The sequence below is a fragment of the Mariprofundus ferrooxydans PV-1 genome (assembly GCF_000153765.1).
GTDB lineage: Bacteria > Pseudomonadota > Zetaproteobacteria > Mariprofundales > Mariprofundaceae > Mariprofundus > Mariprofundus ferrooxydans.
Genome location: NZ_DS022295.1, coordinates 119861 through 143660, shown reverse-complemented (window position 1 = coordinate 143660; position 23800 = coordinate 119861). Strand labels below are relative to the sequence as shown.

The window sequence follows — 23800 nt, the reverse complement described above, 5'->3', positions numbered from 1 at the left end:
TACAACCCGAATTGCCCGAAGCCTCACGGCTTCGGGCAATTCAATTACTCTCCTCCCCGCACAGGGATTAGAAACCACCCACACCCCGGCTGAAAACCAAACCATTTGTCGTCATCTGGCGTAGCGGCTCACCAATGCTTCCACTGCTGCAGCGTATGACTTTTCTTTTAGAGCTTGAACCTGCTGCTGGTCTGATGCTCCGCGAGAGTTCCTGCTGCTTCTTTCCTCACCCTCAAAAGATTTGGGAGAAAACATCTCCCACCTGCCTGTTTTTACATCAACAACAGCTACCTTCAGACGGATACGCATCTGCTGATCTTCATCCGGAATCACACTGCCCAGGAAAGGCACCCAGGAGACAGTCTTGCTCGACAAATCCTTCTGCGCCGTCTCCAATAGCCCCCAGTAACAGATAATTTTACCATACCCGCCTCTGGCGGCAGCCAGCCTCAACAACCTGGAGTAACTGGACTTCCCTTCAATTTTCCGCTGCGGGACACCGGAAAAAACAGATACCGTAAAATACCTGTTCATTGAATCCACCATGCCACTGTCAGGGATCATCGCACCGGACTGAATCAACATAACGGCTTCTCCCTTCTTCAACGTCAGGGGCGGATTCGCATTGACCATAGCCTGTTGAATGTCACTTTCGCTAATCTCAGCTGTCGGATCAATGCCAATGAGATCAAACTCACTCAGCTCGCCCTTGTAGAACGGGTTATCAGGAGCATGTTTCAAGCCGAAGATACTTCGCTCCTCGTAACCGGAGTTGGAAATCGAGCGTGTTGAACACCCGGCCAAGATAACCATAGCCAGCAGGCAGACACAAAAAACAGTTTTACTTTTATAACGCATCACCCCTCCATCGCCCCGAGGGGACATAAACATCTTTATGTATAACAATCCAAACAACCAGACAGGCAGGACCTCATGAAATCTGCTTGGGTACAGGCAGACTCAGACCGGTAGAGTTACGCATCAGTAGTTTTTTGATCGAACCACTGTTGCCAACCAGACGCATACCGAGTCCGCGCAGCCCCTTCAGGCCGGGCAGGTCACGCGTGAACAGTTGGTGAAAACCCTCCATCGAAGCCATCACGCTGAGCACATCGGGCATGCGCTGTTTCATATAACGGTTGAGCACAGCCAGCTCGCCCCAATCCTCATCAAAGCGTCTGGCATCGCATATCTCCTGTGCCAGCACCATCGCATCGCGCAGCCCCAGATTCACACCCAACCCTGCCAGCGGGTGGATACAGTGAGCCGCATCGCCAACCAGCGCCACCCGCTCGCGCACAACATGATGCGCCAGTCGCCCGACCAGCGGAAATGCTGCACGCTCACCCGCTTCAGCCACCCGCCCAAGTACAGGGCCAAACGTGGCATTCATGGCAGCGAGAAACTCGCCATCGCTCATGGCCATCAGACGCCCGGCCTCATCATTTTCAGCACTCCAGACGATAGAGCACAAACCCTCTGTCATCGGCAACACAGCCAGCGGGCCGGTCGGCAAAAAACGCTGATATGCGGCACCGCCATGACCGCGTTCAGGGCGCACTGTAGCAACAATTCCGTGCTGGCCGTAATCGCGCTCACAACAGGCGATCCCGGCCTGTTCACGCACCCATGAACGACCGCCATCAGCCCCTACCAGCAGCGGCGTATTTAGCACACGCCCGTCGCTTAAAGATACCTGCACCCTTTCATCAAACCATTCAAGAGCAGCAATCTCAGCCGGGCAAAGATATTCAATATCATCGCTCTCAAGCATTGCCCTGTGCATCGCCGCCTGGGTGCAGGAGTTCTCAATCAGATAACCCATTGCCGCTTCATCAATTTCGGCCGCATCAAAGCGAATACCGCCGGGTTCCTGATTGTCCCATACGCGCATGGCACGAATCGGTTCGGCATCCGCCTCCAGATAGCGCCAGACCCCGATGCCGGCAAGAATCTGCTGATTACCCCGGACAATGGCTGACACACGACAATCCCGCCCCAGAGAGTAGCAGACCTGCGCCTCAGCCCGTTCAATAACCACAATGTGCAGGCCGGAACCCTTCAACGCGCAGGCCAGCGCCAGTCCGACCATACCGCCGCCAACAATGATCACATCAGCATCCATACCGCCTTGCCTGTACACCTGACTCATGCCTTATCTCCCATCTGCCCCAGACCCGATGCCTGGCTGAGCAGAAGCTCTTTGAGTCGCGGCATTGATGCCAGCGCATCCAGCCCGCGCCCTCGCAACCACTTCATCCCCGGCACGCTGCTGCCGAAAATATGCACCATCGATTCGGTAAAACCGGCCACCGCCAGCACATCGGCACGCCGCTTTTCAGCATACCCCTGCAGGATAATACCCTGTCCCGGATCCCGTCTGCCCAGGTCACTGTTCAGCATCGTCACCAGCGCATCAACATCACGCAGCCCCACATTCATACCCTGCCCTGCCACCGGATGCACGGTATGCGCGGCATTTCCTGCCAGAGCGATACGCCCGCACGCATAGGATTTTGCGACGGTCAGCTCCAGCGGAAATACCGCACGCGCTGAAACCGCTGTAATGTCACCCGTCAGGCCGATGACGTCAGGCCCCGCCGCCCGGCGCAGAGATGCAATAAAACGCTCGTCATCCATCTCCAGCAGTTGCGTCGCTTCAGCTGGCGTCACCGCCCATACAATCGAAAAGCGACCGTCTGCCAGCGGCAGAAATGCCAGAGGCCCCGCATTACGAAAACATTCATAAGCAGTCTCTCCGTGTTCACGGGCACACGCTACCGATGCCACAATACCGAAGCGGTTATAGTCCCAACCATACGTATCAATACCGGCCATGCGCCTAATCTGACTGTTGGTGCCGTCTGCCCCCACCAGCAGGTTGGCACGAATCTGTTGTTCGTAATCACTCAGGCGCAGTCGGATGTTCACGGCATCCATTTCATTCTTCACGCCCAGAACCGTGGCCGGAGAAAACATACAGATCGATGACGCCTCCATGGCCTTGTAGATCGGCGCCAGCAACGCTCCCATTTCAATCACATAGCCGAACTCAGTGAGCTGTGGAGCCTCGGTCACATCCAGGTCCGCGCGTCCCCGATTGCCTGCTTCTGATACGACAATATGCCTGATCTGCCCTGTATCAGCCGCAGCGACATGCGGCCACAACCCCAGCCTGTCCAGGTGACAGCGGGAACCGTAGTTCAGTGCAATAACCCTTTCGGGATTTGCAGAAGCAAATGACGGCGTGCGCACTTCAATCACTGCGACGCGATAATCCAGACGATCCAGCTCCAGCGCCAGCGTTGCACCTATTGCGCCGCCGCCGACAATCACGATATCGAAGTCCTGCCTCTCCTTCACACGTCCCCCCAGGTCATAGTCGCTTTATCCTCACGTCACGTATCTGTATTGCAAGTCCCATACCATATAGACAAGGCAGACACCGCTGACCTGGTGAGGAGGCTGAGAAAAGAGCAAAGTATTTTCGCATTACCTGCTACTGCTCGCTGCGCGTGTCTGGCCCGTTAAAGGCTTCCTAACCAAAATGAATAAAGGGACTGAGGCTGACGTAAAGCATGAAAGCAATCAGCGCCAGCATCAGCAGAAATCGAAACGGGTGAGCGGCGATCCCCTGCCATAGCCGTTTGTGCTCACCCCTCTGCTTCAGTGCAACATAAGCATCACGGGCAGCTCTGGCTCGCTGTTCCTGATAAACAGCGAGCAGCTCCTTCGCCTGATCAATACTACTGTCATCATGCAGCCAGATAGCAGGCATGGAGACGCCCCAGCTTCCGGATGTCGTCTCATAAAAGTCTATGGCATGCTGAGTCAGCAGCGCCCTGACATCGTCAGCTTCGTCATCCGGTACACCCCTGAGCCTGAACAGCAGAACAGCCATCTTCACCTCCACATCAAAGAGCGCAAAGGCTATGCATTCTCAGCGCCGCCTGAAAGCGGCATTAAAACATCGTATGTGACCATTATTGTCACCTAAGCATGACGCCAAACGTCATAATGCTGCGTAGAAGCCACCCTGAGCACACATTGGTATGGCACAGGGATTGCGTATGCTAATGTGTTATAACCTGCCACACATGGCTAAAATACAAGGAGTTACTTTATGAAATTGAACAATGAAAAGGGCTTTACCCTGATCGAGTTGATGATCGTGGTTGCCATCATCGGCATTCTGGCCGCGATTGCGATCCCGCAGTTCTCGAACTACCGCACCAAGGCATTCAATGCTGCTGCTGCTGCTGATGCCAACACAGGCGTAACTATATTTGAGGCTTTCTATACTGATAACAACCAGTATCCGGGGGCCACAACGCCCGCTACAGGCAGTCTCGCTTTCGGCGCTGGTGCCAGCCTTGTCACCTGGACCCTTTCCAGCGGCGTTACCGCCGGTTCCAGCACCAATGGAGGCACCGCTGGACAAAACTACATGCTCATGACCAAGCATGTTGCCGGTGACAACTGCTACTCTGCAACAGATACAGCACCAAGCATTGCCACAACAACAGGCGGCACCAAAGGCAGCGTGCTTGCAACTGTCGGCACCTGCCCCTGATTCAGGGCTAAAGTATGAGATAGGGGCAGCCTGAATGGCTGCCCCTTTTCCATGATACCTGAGCATATATGCCTTCCATCCACTGCCACGATCTCAGCAAGAGCTACAGAGGCGCCACTTCCCTGCAAAACGCCTCACTGACATTGACACCCGGCTCAGTCACCGGCCTGCTGGGGGCCAATGGCGCCGGCAAAAGCACACTAATCAAATGTATTCTCGGCCTGATACAACCGGACTCCGGAAGCATCGAAGGCACAGACGGAGCCAGCGTGGGCTACCTACCTGAACTGGCCAATCTTCCTGCATCCGCCACCGCGTGGCAAACCACGCAAGTAGCCCTGAAACTGTGTAATAACCACGCTGACTATACACCCTCTGTACTGCTTGATCTTGTCTGTCTGGATGCAAAACACTGGCACAAACCGTTACGCCACTGCTCCAAAGGAATGCGACAACGCGTCGCCCTTGCCTATGCCATTGCCGGCAAACCTCAGTGGCTGATTCTCGATGAACCTATGTCCGGACTCGATGCCATGGGTCGTAAACAGTTCCTGGATATCCTGCTTGACCTGAACCGACAGGGGACCGGTATACTGGTATGCAGTCATATCGTACCCGACCTGGTCCGACTGTGCGACCGGATTTTACTCATCAATCATGGCAGAATTATTGATAAGGTTGATATCATTCTGCACAGCATGGATGAAGCAGAAGCGCTGGAGTCCAGACTGATGCAGACGGCCAACCAGAGCTATGAATAAGCTGCTCACGCTAGCCGCATTTTCCCTGCGCGAGATTTTGGCAGCGCCGGCCTACCGGGTGCTGATGAGCTCTACTATCGTGATCGGAATCGGCGCGATGGCCATATCGAATCTGTTTCTGTTGGAAACCATCAAGGTAGAGCTCGACTTTCTCTGGCTGGGCATATCACTACTGGCTACGGTCTATATGCTGGTCGTTGCAACCGGCCTGCTCGCTCAGGATTTCACTCAGGGTATCGCCTATCTGTTTCTGCCTCATATGTCGCGCCAGATCTACCTGCTGGCAAGAGTCTCCGGCATCGTCGCAGGCCTGCTGCTGTTGCTCGCACTGATGGCTGCAGTTGCAACCGCAATAGTGACATGGGGACTACATCACACCCCGACAGCCCAGACACACGGTATCGTCTGGTGGTCTCCGGTCATGCTGACCGGCATGGCACTGCTCCAATCACTTACAGTGCTTTCGATTGTTATCTTCACCTGCTCATGGGCATCAGGTCTTGTTGAAATGATACTCTTTTCCACTGTATTCACAGGCCTGGCCTATCTGCTCCCTTCAGTGATTCAGGCCATGACCTCTGCCGAAGTAATGACTCAGGTACCGGGATGGACTGCCATGCTGATTCATGCCGTTGACTACTTATTCCCCGATATGACCGGCGCTCAAATGGCGCTGGCAGTCGTCCATGGCCTGCCTGTGCCATCTACCGAACTGGCCTGGTTTGTGGTCTCCCAAGCCGGGTATATCATGATACTGACAGCTGCCGGCTTCCTGATCTTTGCCCGGCGTGATCTGTGACGGACGACAAGACTCATCCAGTCGCCTGGATATGCATGGCTATCGGGTTGTGCCTTTACGGCATGGCACTGTTTCACCATCAGAGAGAATCACTCCAACAATCTGATTTTTTTACCGGCGGGTTGCCTCCGTCTGCACAGAAAGCCCTGGCAGGTCCCTTTGCCGGCGCTGCGGCTGACCTCAACCTGCTCGGCGTGTTTTCGATCTATGAAGGCATACGCAGGCAACCGGCAGACAACAATGCGCTATGGCACAAACTGCACGCACGCCTGCTTGCCGCGCAGGAACTGGATCCCTGGTTTTGGGATGTCTACCGGCTGGCGGTCGGGCTGATGGCGTTTCGTAAACAGGGCACATCCGCTGCCGTAGATTTATTGAGCAAGGGTGCAGCAGCCCGCACATGGGATTGGGAAATGCCGTTTATGGCAGGCTACCTTGCCCATGAATTTCTGCATGATGATAAACGTGCCGCCGTACTGATGTCCGAGGCTGTCAAAAGACCCAACGCCCCTCCACTTGCTATCGGCCTTGCCTCACAATTTTTCAATGCCTCTGAAGGGCCTGAAGCGAGCATCCGTTTCCTACGCTATCTGAGAGCATCCATGCCCGCCGAGTATCGCGCTGTTATTGATGCCCGCATCACACATATGGAACAGGCTAAAGTAAAGAAGGCTCACCCATGAGACATGAGAAGCATCGCTTTACGCTGATCGAGGTGATGATTATGCATGCGAATATGAGAGTACGTGCAGCCATTGCTGGTGTTAGCGTCAATTTCTCTATCAAGGGGCTCTCTCCTGATATTGCTATCGCTGCCGTAGTTGATGCTAACGGGCAAACAGTGACTGTTGGGGCCAATCATCCTGCCACTACTACCATGCTTGCCAAAGATTATAATACTTCATCCAGCGGTTACCGTAAAAGTATTCTTGCCAGCGTTTTCAGCGAGGCCAGCCTGCCGGCTGCCACCAGTGCGGATGACCTGACCACCTGGGTCTAGCTACCCATGAGACAGGATTTAAGACTAAACAACGACTCTAACTCGGCCCGGAAAGTCTACCTCTCATCCGCAGCATTTCTGCTGCTACTACTAACCCCGTTTGTATATCCCGGCTACTTCCCATCGGATGTCAATATACTGACTGCTTGTGCGGCCGGTTTTTTGTTTATCCTGACTACCCTGATAGAGAAGAAACACATCATCATACTGCCAAAACGTTTTTTGGCCGTGGTGCTTACCTTGTTTTGCATACAGCTCTGGCTTTATGCCAGCGGCCAACTATTATCCACCAGTTCCTGGGCTTTGCAAACGGTACTATACGCTTCTGCAGCACTGCTATTTGTTCTCGGAGCATCCGTGCCGACTTCCAGCTTACGAAGATGGATTCACCTCTACCTGCTGGTGGCCTGTCTCTGGTCATCAGTCGGACTATTCGTCTGGCTGGGAGGCACAAACGGTAAGGCTCTGGAGTTCGGTCCCATCACTTCCGTACTGGCACCGGCCATCAAATTGGCAGGCCCTTTCAATCAGGGCAATATCTTTGCCGGACTGGTTGGCTTTGCGCTTATTTTCTCCCATTGGCTGGCCTGGAAAGAGCAAAAAATACGCTACGCCATTGCTGTAGCCTTCTTTACCGCCATGCTGTTTGATACGCTGTCCAGAGGTGAATGGCTGGCATATCTGTTTATTGCTGCATGCCTGCTTTTCGCGCTCAAACCAAACGCTCGTGAGGCAATGCGCTGCTTCATCATCCCCTGGTTATGCGGCCTCTCTGCAGGGTTCATTCTCGCCCATTTCAGCCAACCCTCACTGATCGGCTCCGATGGCATTTCCGGCCTGGTCAACAGTGCCGGCGCCACGATGGAAGCACGCCTGACTATCTGGGCAACGGCTCTCTCCATCTTTCTGCACACACCGCTTGTCGGCAGCGGCTGGGGGCAATATGCACCCCAGTCATGGCTTGCAGCTCCGGCTGCCAGCGACCTTATGGCCCGATTCGGCCTGTCACATCACCTTGTCAGCAACTACGCCAGTGGACATAATCTCATCCTTCATCTGATGGCGGAAGGCGGAATACTTGTCCTTTTGCCATTATGCTGGGGGCTCTGGCATTTGATTAAAACAAGCTGCCGCCTTTTAGCCCGACCGCATAATATTCGTATCACATTTTCCCTTGCCGCCATTTCATTCATTATCCAATCACAGGTCAATATCACTTTCACGAAACCATTGCCCCTTTTATTAACAGTTTTTTTTATAGGCATCGCCATGGCTCCGACTTTGCGGCGCAAAAGTTGGAAGCTTCCGGTTTCTGCCCCAATGATAAGCGCCACAGCCGCAGCTACAGCAGCGTTCATATTCTGGGCAACACCCACTGTGATTCAGTGGTTTCAGGCTGAAAGAGCGCTTTATGCCTTTGATCTTGATGACCAAGCGAGTGCGAAAACACTGGCCGGCTTCGCTACCATTCCCCGCATCGGCGCCATTCCCTCAATTTGGCTGGGTTACAAGGTCGCAACCACAAACAGTCATACCGGTTTATTGAAGTGGCTGACCCCGCCATTAAGAAATGCCGTCCATGACATTCCCATGGTGGCCGGTTATCAGGTCCTTTTTTATACACTGGGCAGCACCGACGCACTGCAGGAGGCCTGTCGGGTTGGACAATTGATCAAAGCTCAGCATTTCGTCAACGAAAGAAACAATCAGATTTATCAGGATATATGTGACGGAAAACCGTTCGAGCAATATCATTTCGGCACAAATTAGTTATATATCCGATGGGTCTTTTGAGGCAGATTCGCCAGTAATGGCATCCACATTGCTATTGAAGGCTATGACTATGATAATCCGGACAATACCCGGCAAATGAGGAAAGCGACTATGGTCCGCAGGCAGCAAGGCTTCTCAATGATCGAGCTTATGACGGTACTGGCCATTATCAGCATTCTGGCCGCGATCGCCATTCCGATGTTTCGCGGCTATCAGATTCGTGCCAGAAATGTCCAGGCGATATCAGATGTATATCACCTCTACCTGTTCGAAAACCAGTTTTACGATGAACACCGTGAATATGTTCCCATTGCTGTCGGGGATAAACAGGCTGACGGCCTGATCAGCAAAAATGTTACCCTCTCCGACGGTAGTACTGTGCTGTTCGAAATCAGAACCCTGACACCAGATGTACAGGTTGCTGTCACCACCGATACCAACAATCAAACTCTTGTCATGGGCGGCGTGGCCGCCGGCAGTAACGATATTATTGCCTTGGATCCTGATGCGGCAAACGGCTATCACGCCATCCCTCTCTCCGGCACATTCTCCGAAGCCAGCCTGCCTGCTGCCACATCAGGCAATGATTTAAGTGCCTACCCGACCTACCAACAATAGTCGCCCTGAATCGAGGGAACTGGCATCTCAGCCCTGCGCTCATATCACCACATATCCCACCGACACTTGAACTCTCGGGACTAACCCCCTATACATGGGTCATGTTGAAAATTTTCTTTTTACTATTTATCACTGTCCCACTGCTGGAGTTGTATGTACTGATTGAAGTCGGCAACGGCATCGGCGGTTTATCAACAATTGCCCTGTGCCTGTTTACCGCCGCACTCGGTGGCTTATTGATTCGCTGGCAGGGAGTAAATACACTGCTTGATGCACAAAAGAGCATGGCACGCGGTGAAATACCTGCCGACCACGGGTTTCACGGCCTGCTGCTGGCTTTGGCCGGCCTGATGTTGTTTCTCCCCGGCTTCATTACCGACACCATCGGTTTTCTGTTGCTGATCCCGCCAATACGTCAGCTCATCATCAACCGAGTGATGCCAATCCGACAGGTCGGCGGCCAGCCGCAATCGGATATCATCGATGTGGAAATCATCCGGAATGAGCACCATATTCGTTAATCCTCACTTAAGGTCAGGCAGGCACTCTTGCATGTCCACATATACTGAAAAAAACGCTTTCAAGGAGCTTTCATGAACACAACAGCCCTACAATCAACCCAACTGGCCGATGCCCGCATCAGCTTTCTGGGAAAAACCTATGGCATGCTGGCCCTGTGCATCGCAGCAGGCAGCATCGGAGCCTGGCTCTCCATGGGTATGGCTTTCCCGTATGAGCACCCGTTCATGATGCTATTCATCATGATGGGCGGTATCTTCGCAGTACAGGCTGTGCGTCATATGCCCGGCATTAATTTTGCAGCCCTGATTGCCTTCGGTGGCATCACCGGCATGGCCATTGCACCGCTGGTTAGCATGGTTGCTGCAAAATCCCCGATGCTGGTTACTCAGGCATTCATGACAACAGCCGTAGCCTTTGTATCGCTAACCGCTTACACCTTCATCTCCAGACGCGATTTCTCATTCCTCAAGGGCTTTGTCTGGACCGGACTGATTGCCATGATCGTGCTTGGCCTGTCCAACTACTTCTTCTTTGCATCACCGATGTTACAGCTCACCCTTTCCGGCGTCGGCGTCCTGCTGTTCTCCGCATTCATTCTCTATGATACATCCAGTATCCTGCGTGATTATCCGAATAATGAATATATTGCTGCAGCCCTCACCCTCTATCTGGATGTATTCCTGCTCTTCCAGCATATCTTGTCCCTGTTCGGTATTCTGGGCGACGAATAAACCTGAGGCCGCACCCCCTTGTGCTGATGCGGCCTGTTCTCAGGCCGCATTTGCGTTATCATGGGGCGCTTAACAGTACGCCCCTGGTTTCCAGACGGGCATCGCACATATGGAGTGATTATGCTGGATCAAGCTTTGATGGAGATTCTTGCCTGCCCGAAATGCAAGGGCGAGGTGCATTATAATGAAGAAAAAAACGGGCTGATATGTGATGCCTGCCAACTTCAGTACCCCATTCGCGATGAGATTCCGGTTATGCTGATTGATGAGGCCAGCAAACTGACCGCGTAAGCTGGTGCATCGGTAATGGCAATCATCGTCAAACTACTGTTCTATCTGGTGCGCCTGATACCCGTCAGGCTGGCCGGTGCAATCGGTGCCGGACTGGGTCGCCTGCTCTATCTGCTTGATACGCGTCATCGCAACATTGCAATGCGCAACCTATCACGCGTTTACCCGGACAAAAGTGATGCATGGAAACGAAAAATAAGCCGGGAATCTTTCGCAGAACTGGGCAGAACGGCATTTGAATTGCCTCATGTATATCTGCGTTCCAAAGCATTCCTGCTTTCCCGCGTTGAAGTGGAAAATCACGATGCGATATTGCAGGCTGAACAACTCGGTAAAGGCGTCATTCTGGCAGCCTGCCATCACAGTAACTGGGAAATGGGCGCCCTCGCCATCTCGATGTTAGGACATAAGGAACACATCATCTACAGGACCGTGCGTCAGCCAGAAGTGGATAGATTTGTACTGCAGGCACGCGAGCGTTTCGGCGCCATGATGAAGGCCCGTGACATAGGTCTGCGCTGGATACCCAGGGCACTGAAAAATAATGATTGCATTTCAATCATGATTGACCAGCACCTTTCCAATGGCACTCCGGTACCCTTCCTCGGACATGAAGGACGCACAACCACCCTGCCTGCCACTTTCGCCAACAAATATCATACCCCTGTTGTGGGCGTGAGAATTGATCGCATCGGAAAAGGTTTTAACTTCCGCCTTGTCTTCTGGCCCATCCCGATTGATGAAAGCATGATGGATCCTGTTCAAACCATGCAAGTCATCGCCGACAGTTTCGCACCTGTCATCCATGCCAGGCCTGAGTTATGGCTATGGATTCACAGACGCTGGTTATATCTGGATGAACTGGAGGCTGATAGCGCATGAGCCGACACAGAGCCGTATCGCGCTTCCGCTGGCAAGCAGCACAAAAGCAGACGCTGGAAAAGTGGAAGGAAAAAAACCTGCAGGAAGCTCGGGAGAGTATGGAGCGCGATCTGCTACCTCTGCTACAACGCTATGCCAGGGAATATCCGAAAACTGCTTCAATACTGGAAATCGGGTCCGGTCCGATCTGTATCAGCCAGTATCTGCCACAAAAAAACAAAACCTATCTGGATCCGCTCCTTGACGATTTCAGACGCATGTTTCCAGGTAAGCTGCCCGAAGGCACCTACCTGGCCAGCGGCGCCGAGAGTATTGACCAGCCATCTGCCAGCTATGACCTGATCATCTGCACACATGCGATCTCCTGTTCGATGAATCCGGAGTTAATCATGCATGAGATTGAGCGCCTGCTCAAACCGAACGGGCGCCTGTTACTCTCCATGACCACCCATAGCGCGCTGGAGGCACGCCTGCACTATTATGCTGAATGTTGTGCTCCGGCGCTTTGCCATAAAACCCGGCCCTACTATTACTCACTGACAGGCATCCGCCGCACGCTCTCCCGTCACTTTACCATTGTGCAGGAGATGACCCGCGGCACTTCGTTTGCCTGGTTTCCTCTGTTCAGGCGGGTTGAACGCATTTTTGTCTGCACACTCCGCCCGAAGCAGACAGAGGAAAACGGCGCCGCCCCATGACGGATACACATCATCTACTGCTGATGCCGCCCAACTGGATTGGTGATGCAGTGATGGCACAACCGGCCATGCGGGCTATCAGCGAACACTATCGTATCCAGCACCCTGATTTGCGCATTTCGGTATACGGTCGCGGATGGCTGAAAGACCTGTTGCCCTGGCTGAATTTGCCGGCAGCCATCTATTCAGCGACTGTGGTCAAGGCTGATAGTGCCTTCCTCTTCCCTAACTCCTTCCGCTCCGCCTGGCAGTGCCGCCTGGCAGGCAACAGTCACATTACCGGCTATCGCGGCCAGTGGCGGCGCCTGCTGCTCGATACAGCACTGCCACACAAGCTTAGTCTCAGGTATCAGCACCATCGGGACTTTTATCTCGATATCCCGGGACAGACGGGTATCCCAATTGAGCAACGAGACGTCCGTCTGCAAGCCCCGGACGGGGCTATAGAGAGCGGACAACAGGCGATGCTGGCACATGGTCTGGATCCGGCACGGGTCGTAACTCTTGCTCCAGGTGCTCAGTTCGGTGCGGCCAAATGTTACCCTGAAACAGGCTTTGCCACAGTCTGCCGTACGCTGGCAGAAGCTGGCTGGCAACCGCTGATCCTCGGCATGCCGGAGGACAAAGAAACAGGGAGTCGCATACTTTCAGGTCTAAACGTGCCGCACTGGAATGCCGCCGGAGAAACCACACTCGGACAGGCTTTGCAACTGATTGCCGCCTCTCGCCTGATGCTGTGCAACGACTCAGGGCTGATGCATGTGGCCGCAGGCCTGGGCATCGCCACAATCGCGCCATTCGGCGCCACCGATCCCGCACGCACATCCCCCAGCGGGGAGCGGGTTCGCATCCTCTACCAGCCGGCTGATTGCAGCCCCTGTCTGAAGCGGGAGTGTCATGTCCCGGGCCATCCCTGCATGAACAATATCACGCCGAAAATGCTCAGCGACGCCTGCTTCTCCCTGCTTGCGCCATGAAGGTACTTGTCGTTCGACTCTCCGCATTTGGCGACATTATCCATTGTCTGCCGGCGCTCGATGATTTGCTGACGCATCCGGATGTAAGCGAAGTACACTGGCTGGTTGATGAACGCTATGCCTTTGTCAGCGAGATCTTTCCTGCACAGGTGCATATTCACCGGGTTGCGCTCAAGGGTGATCAGCCGGTGCGCTCGGCATGGCAGGCGATCTCCCGACTACGGGCTCTCGCTTTTGATGTTGTCATTGATCTGCAGGGGTTGATCAAATCGTCTGTGCTGGCCCGCGCCTGTGGCTCGCCGGTCTACGGCATCGACCGACGCCAGCTCAGAGAGAAGCTCAGCGCCCTGTTCACTCGCCCTGTGCCATTTCATGCGCAGGAGAAACATGTGGTTCAACAATACCGGCATGTTGCAGCAGCAGCCTGCGGTAACAACGGCGCAGAGCCACTCTCCTATAAACAACCGCATATCAAACCGGGCACTACGCGCTGCTACCCCCATGCCACCCTGCTCAGTGAGCTGGGCCTGATACAAAAGGAGTATGTTGTACTGCATAGCGCCGGCGGATGGGCCACCAAACAGCTGCCGGCTGAGACCTGGCTGGCTATTGCCGGGAATTTGCCGAAGCAGGCTCCAACAGCTGTTTTCAGCTGGGGAAATGATGCAGAACGCGAGCAGGCGCAAGCACTTGCAACCGCATGCAGTGGCTTCGCCTTGCCCGCACGCCTGAATATGTCAGCATTGTGCACATTACTCACCGGCGCACGAGCTGTTGTCGGCGCGGATACCGGCCTGCTGCATCTGGCTGCCGCACTGGATACGCCCACAATCACATTCTGGGGGCCATCCGCATCTTGGCGCTCAGCGCCCATAGGAGACAAACACTGGCATATCGAATCCAATCCGGAATGCGGCCCATGTTTTCAACGCACATGCAATCATTTCATCTGCATGGATCGCATTCAATCCGATGCCATTGTAAAGGTATTACATGAAATCTGAACTGACATCCGCCCAGCGCCTGCACAAGGCATTACTGCGCGCCCGTATTCCGGCCAGCATCCTGATGGGAGCAGCCATTCTGCTGCTCGCCCATCCCACCATGCACAGCTGGGCACTTGGCCTGGCCGTCATCACGCTGGGCGAAGCCCTGCGCATCTGGGCTTCCGGCTATATTCATAAATCAGCGGAAGTCACCAGCACCGGCCCCTATGCGATGTGCCGCCACCCGCTCTATCTGGGACACTTCATCATCGCCACCGGCTTCTGCATTGCCGCCGACAGCCTGCTGGCATTCATTATTGTCGGTATCTCTTTTTTCATCATCTATGTACCCACATGGAAAAATGAGGAGAAAAACCTGATCAACCTGTTCGGCGAAACCTATCGTGAATTCATGACCAGCCGCTGCGCCATTCTGCCGCGCTGGAGCAGTGACATATTCAGCGGTGAATTCAGCTGGGATATGGTAAAAAAACATCGCGAGTGGAATCATGTGCTGGGACTTGCTGCGGGTGCCGCCGGCATGATTGTGCTAGGGCTGTTGCACGGCACATGGTAAAACGACCGGCTCGCCGGATTGTTCTGGCTACGCTACTCCTGCTGTCGCTTCCGGCCACGGCCATGGCCGACAACAAGCCCGCCTGCATGCCATATACCGGCGAACATATGAGTTTTAATGTCGGCTGGGAATTCATCAATGCCGGCTCCGCCACCATGGACATTGCCGCGACCGAACATGGCTGGCAGGCCAAAACATTCGCCCGCACCAATGAAATGCTCGACCTGTTCAAAAAAGTGCGCGACCACATCACCGCCGAAGGCATCTGTGTCAACGGTCATATGCAGAGCACGGTGTTTGACGCCAACCTGCATGAACGCAAATACACGGCACAAAAAAGAACGGAGTTTCTCTGGCAGCAGAACAGGGTTTCCTATACGCAGCACCAGATCAGCGAGTTTTTTGATGTGCCGGCAGGCCACCTCAGCGTGATTGATGCATTCCTGGCCGTACGAAAGCTGGATTTAAAAGCGGGCGAAACATACAGAATTCCGATATTTGATTCGCGCGAGCGCTACGAAATCGAGGTCAACGTTCAGAAAAGATGGGAAACATTAACCGCGCCCTGGGGTGAAAAGGTCAACTGCCTGATTGTTACGCCAAAATTAAAAACAGCCGGCATTTTCACTAACAGAGGTGAGATGACAATCTGGATGAGTGATGATGCGCGCCATATTCCGATCAAGATGATGGCTAAAATCAAGTTCGGCCGTATCTTTGTTCATCTGACTGCCTATTCGAGTGACACGCCGGTTGTCGCCAGCACTACCCCACCGATCACAGCCGGTAACAATGGAAAACAACTATGAGCCTGTCTGCGTTATTTGAAAAAGCCTATATCCTGAGAAAGACGTTCCTGACCCGCCACACACAACGTCATCACTCTCAGTTCGGCGAGGATGTCGTACTCAATGACTGGCTCGACAAGCATGTAAAACAGGGCTTCTATGTTGATGTCGGTTGTTATCACCCGAGCAAGTTTTCCAACACCTGTTTCCTGCACAAACGCGGCTGGCACGGTATCAATATCGATATGGATGCCATCAAGGTCAAATGTTTCGACTTGGCCCGGCCGGGAGACTGCAATGTGCATGCACCTGTCTCGGATAAAAAAGAGACCGTCACTGTCTACAACTACAGCCGCTACGGACTGGGCTCCACGATCGACCCCGAGGTCGCCGCCAATACGGAGATGCCGGTCTATAGCCGGCAGGAACTTGAGACCCGCACATTAACGGAGATTATCGATGCCTCCCCCTTTGCCGGTGAAGCAGTTGATCTGCTCACTATCGATGCCGAGGGGCATGACTTTGCCGTCATCCGCTCTCTGGACATGAACCGTTACAAACCGAAAATCCTGCTGACCGAAAGTCACCTGAAGGATATCCATGCCATTCTGGCTCAGCCCATGCATCTCTACCTCGAAGCGGCCGGCTACCGGCTATATAACTGGGTCGGTTTTACCCTGATTTATGCCCTGCCGGATAATGGCCTGTTCAAGGAGCGTTAAGCCCTTGAACATGCCGGCCAGCATTGCTGTTGTTATTTCAACCTATAATGCTCCCGATTTTCTGCGCCTGACGCTGGAAGGATACCGTCAACAAAACGACCGGCATTTCAGCATCTATATCGCTGATGATGGCTCATCCGGTGAAACCGGTGACATGATCAGGCAGATGCAGGCTGACTTTCCCGTACCGCTTTATCATCTGTGGCAGGAGGATGACGGATTCCGCAAGGCCCGCATTCACAACAGGGTCATACAGCGCATCAATGAGCCCTATACGCTGCTGACCGATGGCGACTGCATACCCCTGCCCGGCCTGATCGCCGCCCACCGCAGTCATGCCCGCGATGACTGTTTCATCAGCGGCAGCCGCATACTGTTGTCGGAGGCCTACACCGCAACGCTGTGTAGCAAACCACGTTTCAACACCTCCCGCTCTCCCCTCTCGTGGCTGCAGCAGCGCCTGTGCGGTAACATCAATCGACTGCTACCACTGCTGCTGCAGTCCTCCCTGTCATCCCCCGGAGATCAACTCGATGGCATCCGCGGCTGCCACCTCTCCTGCCCGACCGCGGCCCTGTTGCGCATCAACGGCTTTGATGAATCGTTTGAAGGCTGGGGGCGCGAAGACTCCGATCTGGCTGCACGCCTGTTGCATGCAGGCCTGCGCCGCTGCAATCTGCGAGGTACGCCCGTGCTGCATCTGTGGCACAGGGAGTTTTCCCGTCATCGTCTGGACGATAATGATGCCGCACTGCAGGCGTGCCTGAGGGAGCGGCGCATCGAAGCCCTATGCGGACTCAAACAACTGCAGGAGTCCGCGCTGACCGATAACCGGAGGGAGATCGCCGATGACTGAACTATCAGTCTATATCATCGCCTATAATGAGGCAGACAAGATTGCCGATGCGGTCAAAAGTGCTCTCTGGGCCGATGAAGTCATTGTCGTCGACTCGCACAGCAGCGACAACACCGCTGAAATAGCTGCAGCACTCGGCGCACGCGTGGTGCAACTGGATTTCGAGGGGTTCGGCAAGCTGCGTAATGATGCTATCGCCGCCTGCAAACATGAGTGGATTTTCAGTCTTGATGCCGATGAGCGCTGCACGTCCGAGGCGGCAGAGGAGATCCGTAATATTATCGCCGATCCGGCCAGTGCCGATGCCTGGTATGTCCCTCGCAAAAACTGGTTTATGGGCCGCTGGATCAAACACTGCGGCTGGTACCCTGACTACCGCCAGCCGCAGCTGTTCCGCAGAGGAGCACTGAGTTTCGAGCAGGCAGATCAGGTGCATGAGCGCTATCATATTCATGGCAGTACCGGTCATATGCAAACGCCCATCTGGCAGTTCCCCTTCAAAAATCTGGAGCAGGTTCTGCACAAGGCCAATCGCTACTCCACACTGGGAGTGGATCGTTTGGAAAACAAAGGCGTGCGCGCAGGCATGGGCAAGGCCCTGCTGCGCGGTCTCTGGTCATTTTTTCGCATCTATATTCTGAAGCGGGGTTTCCTCGATGGTTGGGCAGGCTTTGTTATCGCCTTCAGCAATCTGGAAGGCGTGTTCTACCGCTATGCCAAACTGCGCGAGCGCCAGCAACGCTGGGATCTACCGCCAGACCGTGAATAACGACCAGTCACTGAACCTGCTCTATATTGTACGCCGCTATGGACCTGTCGGCGGCATGGAACGTTATGTCTGGGAGTTGACCCGCGAGATAGCCGATATGGGACACAGGGTACTTGTCCTGTGTGAGTCCATACATGCCGATGCACCTCCGGCCGGTGTAGTATGTATCGAACTGGGCGAAGTTCGAAAAAAACCGCGCTGGCTGGCTCATTTGCGCTTCTCACACAGGGTCAGCCGGTGGCTTAGCGCGCACCCGGATGCAGCGCACATCATCCATAGCCACGAGCGCACAGCCGTGCATCATGTCACCACCTTCCACGGCCCGCCCTTTGCCTCTGTCCGCGACAAACCGCTGTGGAAACGCTGCTCTCCGCGCATCTATGCCAACCTGTGGCTGGAACACCGTGAAGTGTGTGCCAAACAGGTGCAAGTTGTTATTCCTAACTCACCCATGATCGGTACTGCGCTCAAACACTATTACCCCTGTATCGGCTCACGCCTGAGCAGAGCGGTCGCCCCCGGTGTAGGCAATATCCCCATAAGACCCGCGCGCCCCCTGCCCGAGCAGGGAGGCATCATCGGCTTTATCGGCAAAGAGTGGCAACGCAAAGGACTGGAGAGGGCTGCTGCCATCGTCAAGGCCGTGCGCAAGGTTCGCCCCGATGTCGAGTTTATCGTGGCCGGCCCCGATACCCCCACTATTGAACATCTGTTTGCGGACTGGCATGGCGGCTATCGCCTGCTCGGCGAAACGGACAGCACGCCGCTATATGCCGGATTCGATCTGTTATTGCATCCGGCCCGTCAGGAGCCCTATGGCATGGTCATTGCCGAAGCGCGTGCGGCCGGCGTGCCGGTGCTGGTATCGGATAACTGTGGCATTGCCGATGAACTGGATGAGGCGTCGGTATTGCCGCTTTCTGCAGAAGACGATGTCTGGGTATCCGCTTGTCTGAACCTGCTCGGCAACAACAGAAAGCCGGAGATTCGCAGCTGGCACACTGTCGCCGAAGAACAGGTTTACATTTACCGGCAAATCAAACCCGAGGCTCTGCCACCTCAAGCCTGATCTGCATTCCAGCGCCGACTCAGGCGATTGATCACCGCCTGATGCAGCAGATAGATCCACTCACCGATATAGGAGAACAGCTTCGGCAAACGGTCAGCCTCGGCCCTTTTAGACAAAAACATACCTGTAAACAGCAATAGAGCCTGTCCCATCCACATACTCCAGCCCGGAAAACCGCCCTGATTAACCTGCTGATAGAGCAATAGCTGCAGGTTGTACACCATGACCAGCAATGCAATACCACCGATCATGGAGCCCGCCTTGCCGGAGCGCTTCTGCGTCAATGACAGCGGCAGGGCAAAGAAGAGCAGCACCAGCGTCGTCGTAGGCATCAACAGTCTGCGATTCCATTCGGCAACCGCAGCTCCACTCTGTGAGTTGTGCATCGCATGCCAGAGCTCCGGCACCGTCATCATCGTCACATGGTCATTCGAATGTAGAATTTTCCTGTTACCTGCCGGCAAGGCAATAGAGACCTGATAGCGATCGAAGGCTAGCATCCGCTGATCAGCCCCCTCACCCTCGAGCCGCACGCCATCCTTCAGTTTTAGCAACAGGTATTCACCGCCCATATCGAAACGGGCTGACTTGGCGGTATAAATCACCGATACACCACCACGGTGATCCTCAAGGATCAGACCGTGGTATGTGCCTTCACTATCTTCGCCATCCACATAAACCGTGATGCCGTCCAGCCCCCGCGTAAAGCGTTGCGGAGCAAAGCTGATTGCACCCTTCATGGCATAGATTTTAGCGAGTATATTATTGAACCCGAGTTGCCCCTGCGGCAACTGCACCATAGCAATATAGGTCAGCCCCAGCCAGAGCAACGGTACAACAATAAAGAACACCCGGAACATGCGACCGTAAGAGAGCCCCGAACCGCGCAAGACATCCATCTCGCTGCTCTGCTGCAAGCCGGTAATCGTATTCTGCAGGGAGAGGAAAAAAGCCATGGGCACAATTTGCAGCAAAAAGAACGGCATTGTCAGAGCCAGCAAATCGACAATCAGCGACCATGCCTCTGCAGTGTCAGATACCGTCCCTAACAGTTTCAACGCACGTGCAAGCAGCATCACGGCGAGCACAAACACCAGCCCCCCGAAAAATGGTCCCAGCCACAAGCGCAGCATATATCGATCAAGCGTCATCGCATCTCTTCCTTTGGAATCGTCACATCAGCCATGCTAGCATCCTGCCATTCTTTGATAAGAGGCATTCGTGCCTTCGATCCGACAGAGGTGTGACCGATCACGACACGCGAAGAGAATGCCGCACTACTCAGGGAACTCAACCAATTTCTGGCTGATATACCTTTTGACGTTCTTGCCGGGAGACTGGTCGGGGAGAGTCAACTCAATGCAGCAACTGTTCGCAGTATGCTGGAGACCTATGCCAACGAATCGAGGGTCACCATTGAGCTCATCGCAGGTCATCTGCAACCTGATATGCGCATACTCGAAGTCGGTGCCGGCCTCTGCCTGACCAGCCTGTTTCTCAGGCAACAGGGTTATCATATCACGGCGCTGGAGCCCGCTATTGGCGGATTCGATCTGTTCGCACGCATCAAGCAGGCCATGCTGGAGCACTATCCGGGCATTGATCTACAGGTCATGGAAAAACCGTCACAGCAGTTGAATCCGACCGAAGACGGCTGCTTTGACCTGATTTTCAGCAACAATGTCATGGAACATATTCCGGACTGGCCGGCGGCTCTGGATGCCATGGCGACGGTGCTGGCAGAGGATGGCGTGATGCTGCATGCCTGCCCGAATTATACGGTCCCGTACGAACCGCACTACGGCGTCCCCGTGTTCAGGCACTTCGTCACTCTGAGCAGGCTCCTGTTTCTGCGCAAAACACATGATCAGGGCATATGGAACTCACTGAACTTTATCACCTGCAGGGCACTGAGCGCGCACTGCAACAACCACGACCTCAACTGCCATTTTGAAAAAGCGCTGCTCTACAAGGCCCTCAAGCGCATTGATGACGACCCGCTGTTTGAAGAGCGCCACAAGGGTGCGGTGGCCTCTATTGCCCGCCTGATCATGCGCTCAGGTTTGGGGCGGTTGATCCGGCATATTCCGCCCTGCCTGGCAACACCGATGGTTGTCGAAATCAACAAAAGGAAGCCGCACTGATGGCACAGAACCTGACAGGCTTTCGGGCCATATTCTCCAGTGCACCGGTCTATAATCTGGCCCAACGTATGGTAGGTGCCGAAAAGGCGCGACGCTTGCTGGTGCGCGATTATTTTCCGCAATACGCAGATTACCGCATGCTGGATATCGGCTGCGGTACGGCGGAAATCCTGCGTCACCTGCCCGAAGGTATCTCATACTACGGCTTTGATGCCTCCGACGCCTATATCAAACAGGCAAAGCGCACATTCGGTAAGCGCGGCACATTCAAGGCGGAGTTGGTCAGGCAAGCCTCGCTGCAGGAGCTTGAACCATTTGATATCGTCATGGCTTTCGGCCTGCTCCACCATCTGGATGATGCCGAGGCGCGCACGCTTTTCACACTGGCGGCGCAGGCGCTGAAACCGGGCGGCAGACTGATCACCATTGATCCGGTTTATGCTCCGGGCCAGAGTGCGTTGGCGCGCTGGATTATCAGCAAGGATCGCGGAGAAAGGGTACGTACGCCCGAGGCATACAGCGCTCTGGCTGCTGGCCTGTTCACCAATATTGATGCACAGGTACGCAGCGATCTGCTCAACATACCCTACTCCCATATGATTCTGCTGTGCACGCCGTAAAGCACCCGACCATGGTTGAACTCGTCAATACCATATCATCTGGTAGGCTCTGCGCATGACGCATTTGTCCATCGTTATCCCCGTCTACAAGGCTGAAGAGTGCCTGCATGAATTGTACAGGCGGCTTACAGCTGCGCTGGAAACCATCACGCCGGATTTCGAGTGTATTCTGGTAGAGGACTGTGGCGGGGACGGCTCATGGGAGATTATCGGACAACTGGCCGCTCAGGATCCGCGCATCAGAGGTATCCAGTTCAGCCGCAATTTCGGACAGCACTACGGCATAACCGCCGGTCTGGATCACTGCAAGGGTGAATGGATCGTTGTCATGGACTGCGACCTGCAGGATCAGCCGGAAGAGATACCCCGCCTCTATGCCAAGGCGCAGGAGGGGTATGATGTGGTACTGGCCCAGCGCACCAATCGCAAGGATGGCATGAACAAGCAGCTCTCTTCACGTCTGTTCTATTACCTGTTCAACTATCTGACCGAAATGGATTATGACCCCAGCGTCGGCAATTTCCGTATCATGTCGGCCAAGGTCGTGAACAACTGTTGCCAGATGCGTGAGTGCCTGCGTTTCCTACCCGGTATCGTCAACTGGATGGGCTTTCCTGCAGCCAAGATTGAAGTCGAGCATGCCAGCCGTTTTGCCGGCGAATCGAGCTATACATTCAGAGAGTTACTCAAGCTCGGTACAGACACGATTATCGCTTATTCCGACAAGCCCCTGCGCATGTCCATCCACTTCGGCTTCGGCATTGCCATCACGTCGCTGCTGGTCGGTATCGGCCTGCTGATCTATGCCGCTTTTTTTAATATTCCGATCATGGGCTGGAGCAGCCTGATCATTTCACTCTATTTTCTCGGCGGCATCATTATCGGGAATCTAGGCATTATCGGCATCTATCTGGGCAAAACCTTTGATGAAACAAAAAGGCGTCCATTGTATATCATTAATCATACAACCTTTGCCAATGAATAACATTCAACCTACGCCCTGGGACTCGGCGGTCTTCGGAACCGACTGTTTTGAAATCACCCGTCCGGATGCTGCAACGCTTTGCAAGGCATCCGAAAAAACCGGCCATTACACGGTGAAGATCGATCCACTGGCTGACAAGCAGCTGCTGCATGAATACGGCTTTTATTATACCGACACCCTGATTGAACCGGTCTGTACCCGGGAGAACTGGTTGCCCCAACCGGATCCGTCAGCCAGCGCGGATCGCGATATCACACTTGAGGAGCTGCTGCCGATGTGTGATCACAGCTTTCTGCACGGCCGCTTTCACCGGGACTTCAACCTTGCGCCGATGCTTGCAGATGCCCGTTACAAACAGTGGCTAGGACAACTGCATCAGGCTGGTAACGTATTCGCTCTGCGCCATAGCGGAGAGTTGGCCGGCTTTATTGCCGCCGATAACGGTAACCTGCTGCTGCATACGATCGCACCGTCTCACCGCGGTCGCGGACTGGCCAAAGGACTATGGACGGCAGTCATCTCCGATCTTTTTCACGCCGGTGTAACCACCGTACGCAGCTCCATCTCGGCGGCTAATATGCCGGTTCTCAACCTGTATGTGTCGCTTGGCTTCCGTTTTGAACATCCCGTCGACATTTATCACAAACTAACCCGCTGAT

The 23800-nt window shown here is 54.3% G+C and carries 29 protein-coding genes; 24 read left to right on the top strand and 5 right to left on the bottom strand.

Annotation, left to right across the window (positions count from 1 at the left end; all coding sequences use genetic code 11):
- Positions 1-111: 111 nt before the first annotated feature.
- The 4 genes from SPV1_RS07460 to SPV1_RS07445 all read right to left on the bottom strand — a co-directional run bounded on the left by SPV1_RS07460 (position 112) and on the right by SPV1_RS07445 (position 3901).
- Positions 112-858, bottom strand: a complete 747-nt coding sequence (locus tag SPV1_RS07460; RefSeq protein ID WP_009850537.1) for a hypothetical protein — start codon at positions 856-858, stop codon at positions 112-114.
- 73 nt (positions 859-931) lie between these two features.
- A complete protein-coding gene (locus tag SPV1_RS07455; RefSeq protein ID WP_009850536.1) occupies positions 932-2152 on the bottom strand; it encodes a UbiH/UbiF/VisC/COQ6 family ubiquinone biosynthesis hydroxylase in 1221 nt (406 codons plus the stop codon).
- Positions 2149-3363 (bottom strand): FAD-dependent monooxygenase, encoded by a 1215-nt coding sequence (locus tag SPV1_RS07450; RefSeq protein WP_009850535.1) that lies wholly within the window; start codon positions 3361-3363, stop codon positions 2149-2151. The genes SPV1_RS07455 and SPV1_RS07450 overlap by 4 nt, the downstream gene beginning before the upstream one ends.
- Positions 3364-3538: 175 nt before the next feature.
- Entirely contained in the window at positions 3539-3901 is a 363-nt protein-coding gene (locus SPV1_RS07445; protein WP_018295313.1) for a DUF6164 family protein, read from the bottom strand.
- Between the two features lie 222 nt (positions 3902-4123).
- On the opposite strand from SPV1_RS07445, the gene SPV1_RS14730 reads away from it, so the two are divergent.
- The 20 genes from SPV1_RS14730 (at position 4124) to SPV1_RS07350 (ending at position 19392) form a co-directional block, all read left to right on the top strand.
- Complete coding sequence (locus SPV1_RS14730) at positions 4124-4573, top strand: prepilin-type N-terminal cleavage/methylation domain-containing protein (RefSeq protein ID WP_009850533.1); 450 nt, start codon at positions 4124-4126, stop codon at positions 4571-4573.
- A 68-nt stretch (positions 4574-4641) separates the two neighbouring features.
- A complete protein-coding gene (locus tag SPV1_RS07435) occupies positions 4642-5334 on the top strand; it encodes an ABC transporter ATP-binding protein (RefSeq protein ID WP_009850532.1) in 693 nt (230 codons plus the stop codon).
- Entirely contained in the window at positions 5327-6133 is an 807-nt protein-coding gene (locus tag SPV1_RS07430; protein WP_009850531.1) for a hypothetical protein, read from the top strand. The genes SPV1_RS07435 and SPV1_RS07430 overlap by 8 nt, the downstream gene beginning before the upstream one ends.
- A gap of 35 nt (positions 6134-6168) precedes the next feature.
- Positions 6169-6816, top strand: coding sequence for a hypothetical protein (locus tag SPV1_RS07425; protein WP_050754731.1), 648 nt, complete (start codon positions 6169-6171; stop codon positions 6814-6816).
- The gene (locus SPV1_RS07420; protein ID WP_009850529.1) at positions 6813-7133 is read left to right on the top strand and encodes a hypothetical protein; all 321 of its coding nucleotides are present in this window, start codon (positions 6813-6815) and stop codon (positions 7131-7133) included. The genes SPV1_RS07425 and SPV1_RS07420 overlap by 4 nt, the downstream gene beginning before the upstream one ends.
- Positions 7134-7295: 162 nt before the next feature.
- Complete coding sequence (locus SPV1_RS07415; RefSeq protein WP_231288338.1) at positions 7296-8903, top strand: O-antigen ligase family protein; 1608 nt, start codon at positions 7296-7298, stop codon at positions 8901-8903.
- A 141-nt stretch (positions 8904-9044) separates the two neighbouring features.
- On the top strand, positions 9045-9524 hold the full coding sequence (locus SPV1_RS07410) for a prepilin-type cleavage/methylation domain-containing protein (protein ID WP_231288337.1): 480 nt from the start codon (positions 9045-9047) through the stop codon (positions 9522-9524).
- Between the two features lie 101 nt (positions 9525-9625).
- Complete coding sequence (locus tag SPV1_RS07405; protein WP_009850526.1) at positions 9626-10045, top strand: FxsA family protein; 420 nt, start codon at positions 9626-9628, stop codon at positions 10043-10045.
- A gap of 72 nt (positions 10046-10117) precedes the next feature.
- A complete protein-coding gene (locus SPV1_RS07400; protein ID WP_009850525.1) occupies positions 10118-10777 on the top strand; it encodes a Bax inhibitor-1/YccA family protein in 660 nt (219 codons plus the stop codon).
- 120 nt (positions 10778-10897) lie between these two features.
- Positions 10898-11068 carry a Trm112 family protein gene (locus tag SPV1_RS14175; protein WP_009850524.1) on the top strand — a complete coding sequence of 57 codons (171 nt, stop codon included), beginning with the start codon at positions 10898-10900 and terminating at the stop codon, positions 11066-11068.
- Positions 11069-11083: 15 nt separating this feature from the next.
- Positions 11084-11950: a lysophospholipid acyltransferase family protein gene (locus SPV1_RS07395; protein ID WP_009850523.1), complete on the top strand. Its 867-nt coding sequence runs from the start codon at positions 11084-11086 to the stop codon at positions 11948-11950.
- A complete protein-coding gene (locus tag SPV1_RS07390; protein ID WP_009850522.1) occupies positions 11947-12648 on the top strand; it encodes a class I SAM-dependent methyltransferase in 702 nt (233 codons plus the stop codon). Before SPV1_RS07395 ends, SPV1_RS07390 begins: the two co-directional genes overlap by 4 nt.
- Positions 12645-13625, top strand: coding sequence for a lipopolysaccharide heptosyltransferase II (waaF, locus tag SPV1_RS07385; RefSeq protein ID WP_009850521.1), 981 nt, complete (start codon positions 12645-12647; stop codon positions 13623-13625). Before SPV1_RS07390 ends, waaF begins: the two co-directional genes overlap by 4 nt.
- Positions 13622-14629: a lipopolysaccharide heptosyltransferase I gene (gene waaC / locus SPV1_RS07380; RefSeq protein WP_009850520.1), complete on the top strand. Its 1008-nt coding sequence runs from the start codon at positions 13622-13624 to the stop codon at positions 14627-14629. Before waaF ends, waaC begins: the two co-directional genes overlap by 4 nt.
- Positions 14619-15188, top strand: coding sequence for a methyltransferase family protein (locus tag SPV1_RS07375; RefSeq protein ID WP_009850519.1), 570 nt, complete (start codon positions 14619-14621; stop codon positions 15186-15188). Before waaC ends, SPV1_RS07375 begins: the two co-directional genes overlap by 11 nt.
- Positions 15182-15997, top strand: a complete 816-nt coding sequence (locus SPV1_RS07370; protein ID WP_009850518.1) for a DUF3108 domain-containing protein — start codon at positions 15182-15184, stop codon at positions 15995-15997. Before SPV1_RS07375 ends, SPV1_RS07370 begins: the two co-directional genes overlap by 7 nt.
- Complete coding sequence (locus SPV1_RS07365; protein WP_009850517.1) at positions 15994-16698, top strand: FkbM family methyltransferase; 705 nt, start codon at positions 15994-15996, stop codon at positions 16696-16698. The genes SPV1_RS07370 and SPV1_RS07365 overlap by 4 nt, the downstream gene beginning before the upstream one ends.
- Before the next feature lie 10 nt (positions 16699-16708).
- A complete protein-coding gene (locus tag SPV1_RS07360) occupies positions 16709-17554 on the top strand; it encodes a galactosyltransferase-related protein (RefSeq protein ID WP_009850516.1) in 846 nt (281 codons plus the stop codon).
- On the top strand, positions 17547-18323 hold the full coding sequence (locus SPV1_RS07355; RefSeq protein ID WP_009850515.1) for a glycosyltransferase family 2 protein: 777 nt from the start codon (positions 17547-17549) through the stop codon (positions 18321-18323). Before SPV1_RS07360 ends, SPV1_RS07355 begins: the two co-directional genes overlap by 8 nt.
- The gene (locus SPV1_RS07350; RefSeq protein ID WP_009850514.1) at positions 18316-19392 is read left to right on the top strand and encodes a glycosyltransferase family 4 protein; all 1077 of its coding nucleotides are present in this window, start codon (positions 18316-18318) and stop codon (positions 19390-19392) included. The genes SPV1_RS07355 and SPV1_RS07350 overlap by 8 nt, the downstream gene beginning before the upstream one ends.
- On the opposite strand, the gene SPV1_RS07345 is transcribed toward SPV1_RS07350, so the two are convergent.
- The gene (locus SPV1_RS07345) at positions 19383-20543 is read right to left on the bottom strand and encodes an LptF/LptG family permease (RefSeq protein WP_009850513.1); all 1161 of its coding nucleotides are present in this window, start codon (positions 20541-20543) and stop codon (positions 19383-19385) included. The two genes, SPV1_RS07350 and SPV1_RS07345, sit on opposite strands and share 10 nt — an antisense overlap.
- Positions 20544-20771: 228 nt before the next feature.
- Between SPV1_RS07345 and SPV1_RS07340 the strand changes: the two genes are divergently transcribed.
- From SPV1_RS07340 to SPV1_RS07325, 4 genes are read left to right on the top strand one after another with little or no spacing between them, the layout of a single operon-like run.
- Positions 20772-21536, top strand: a complete 765-nt coding sequence (locus SPV1_RS07340) for a class I SAM-dependent methyltransferase (RefSeq protein WP_009850512.1) — start codon at positions 20772-20774, stop codon at positions 21534-21536.
- On the top strand, positions 21536-22156 hold the full coding sequence (locus tag SPV1_RS07335) for a class I SAM-dependent methyltransferase (RefSeq protein WP_009850511.1): 621 nt from the start codon (positions 21536-21538) through the stop codon (positions 22154-22156). The genes SPV1_RS07340 and SPV1_RS07335 overlap by 1 nt, the downstream gene beginning before the upstream one ends.
- 55 nt (positions 22157-22211) lie before the next feature.
- A complete protein-coding gene (locus SPV1_RS07330) occupies positions 22212-23141 on the top strand; it encodes a glycosyltransferase family 2 protein (protein ID WP_009850510.1) in 930 nt (309 codons plus the stop codon).
- On the top strand, positions 23134-23799 hold the full coding sequence (locus SPV1_RS07325; protein ID WP_009850509.1) for a GNAT family N-acetyltransferase: 666 nt from the start codon (positions 23134-23136) through the stop codon (positions 23797-23799). Before SPV1_RS07330 ends, SPV1_RS07325 begins: the two co-directional genes overlap by 8 nt.
- Position 23800: the final 1 nt, after the last annotated feature.

What these genes read in the sequence shown, in the direction of transcription:
- SPV1_RS07360 (WP_009850516.1), top strand. Translation starts at nt 16,709, where the DNA reads ATGCCGGCCAGCATTGCTGTTGTTATTTCAACCTATAATGCTCCCGAT.
- SPV1_RS07445 (WP_018295313.1), bottom strand. Translation starts at nt 3,901, where the DNA reads ATGGCTGTTCTGCTGTTCAGGCTCAGGGGTGTACCGGATGACGAAGCT.
- SPV1_RS07420 (WP_009850529.1), top strand. Translation starts at nt 6,813, where the DNA reads ATGAGACATGAGAAGCATCGCTTTACGCTGATCGAGGTGATGATTATG.
- SPV1_RS07370 (WP_009850518.1), top strand. Translation starts at nt 15,182, where the DNA reads ATGGTAAAACGACCGGCTCGCCGGATTGTTCTGGCTACGCTACTCCTG.
- SPV1_RS07425 (WP_050754731.1), top strand. Translation starts at nt 6,169, where the DNA reads ATGGCTATCGGGTTGTGCCTTTACGGCATGGCACTGTTTCACCATCAG.
- SPV1_RS07345 (WP_009850513.1), bottom strand. Translation starts at nt 20,543, where the DNA reads ATGACGCTTGATCGATATATGCTGCGCTTGTGGCTGGGACCATTTTTC.
- SPV1_RS07395 (WP_009850523.1), top strand. Translation starts at nt 11,084, where the DNA reads ATGGCAATCATCGTCAAACTACTGTTCTATCTGGTGCGCCTGATACCC.
- SPV1_RS14175 (WP_009850524.1), top strand. Translation starts at nt 10,898, where the DNA reads ATGCTGGATCAAGCTTTGATGGAGATTCTTGCCTGCCCGAAATGCAAG.
- SPV1_RS07405 (WP_009850526.1), top strand. Translation starts at nt 9,626, where the DNA reads ATGTTGAAAATTTTCTTTTTACTATTTATCACTGTCCCACTGCTGGAG.
- SPV1_RS14730 (WP_009850533.1), top strand. Translation starts at nt 4,124, where the DNA reads ATGAAATTGAACAATGAAAAGGGCTTTACCCTGATCGAGTTGATGATC.
- SPV1_RS07340 (WP_009850512.1), top strand. Translation starts at nt 20,772, where the DNA reads ATGCTGGAGACCTATGCCAACGAATCGAGGGTCACCATTGAGCTCATC.
- SPV1_RS07460 (WP_009850537.1), bottom strand. Translation starts at nt 858, where the DNA reads ATGCGTTATAAAAGTAAAACTGTTTTTTGTGTCTGCCTGCTGGCTATG.
- SPV1_RS07430 (WP_009850531.1), top strand. Translation starts at nt 5,327, where the DNA reads ATGAATAAGCTGCTCACGCTAGCCGCATTTTCCCTGCGCGAGATTTTG.
- SPV1_RS07390 (WP_009850522.1), top strand. Translation starts at nt 11,947, where the DNA reads ATGAGCCGACACAGAGCCGTATCGCGCTTCCGCTGGCAAGCAGCACAA.
- SPV1_RS07375 (WP_009850519.1), top strand. Translation starts at nt 14,619, where the DNA reads ATGAAATCTGAACTGACATCCGCCCAGCGCCTGCACAAGGCATTACTG.
- SPV1_RS07325 (WP_009850509.1), top strand. Translation starts at nt 23,134, where the DNA reads ATGAATAACATTCAACCTACGCCCTGGGACTCGGCGGTCTTCGGAACC.
- SPV1_RS07335 (WP_009850511.1), top strand. Translation starts at nt 21,536, where the DNA reads ATGGCACAGAACCTGACAGGCTTTCGGGCCATATTCTCCAGTGCACCG.
- waaC (WP_009850520.1), top strand. Translation starts at nt 13,622, where the DNA reads ATGAAGGTACTTGTCGTTCGACTCTCCGCATTTGGCGACATTATCCAT.
- SPV1_RS07355 (WP_009850515.1), top strand. Translation starts at nt 17,547, where the DNA reads ATGACTGAACTATCAGTCTATATCATCGCCTATAATGAGGCAGACAAG.
- waaF (WP_009850521.1), top strand. Translation starts at nt 12,645, where the DNA reads ATGACGGATACACATCATCTACTGCTGATGCCGCCCAACTGGATTGGT.
- SPV1_RS07455 (WP_009850536.1), bottom strand. Translation starts at nt 2,152, where the DNA reads ATGAGTCAGGTGTACAGGCAAGGCGGTATGGATGCTGATGTGATCATT.
- SPV1_RS07330 (WP_009850510.1), top strand. Translation starts at nt 22,212, where the DNA reads ATGACGCATTTGTCCATCGTTATCCCCGTCTACAAGGCTGAAGAGTGC.
- SPV1_RS07410 (WP_231288337.1), top strand. Translation starts at nt 9,045, where the DNA reads ATGATCGAGCTTATGACGGTACTGGCCATTATCAGCATTCTGGCCGCG.
- SPV1_RS07400 (WP_009850525.1), top strand. Translation starts at nt 10,118, where the DNA reads ATGAACACAACAGCCCTACAATCAACCCAACTGGCCGATGCCCGCATC.
- SPV1_RS07365 (WP_009850517.1), top strand. Translation starts at nt 15,994, where the DNA reads ATGAGCCTGTCTGCGTTATTTGAAAAAGCCTATATCCTGAGAAAGACG.
- SPV1_RS07435 (WP_009850532.1), top strand. Translation starts at nt 4,642, where the DNA reads ATGCCTTCCATCCACTGCCACGATCTCAGCAAGAGCTACAGAGGCGCC.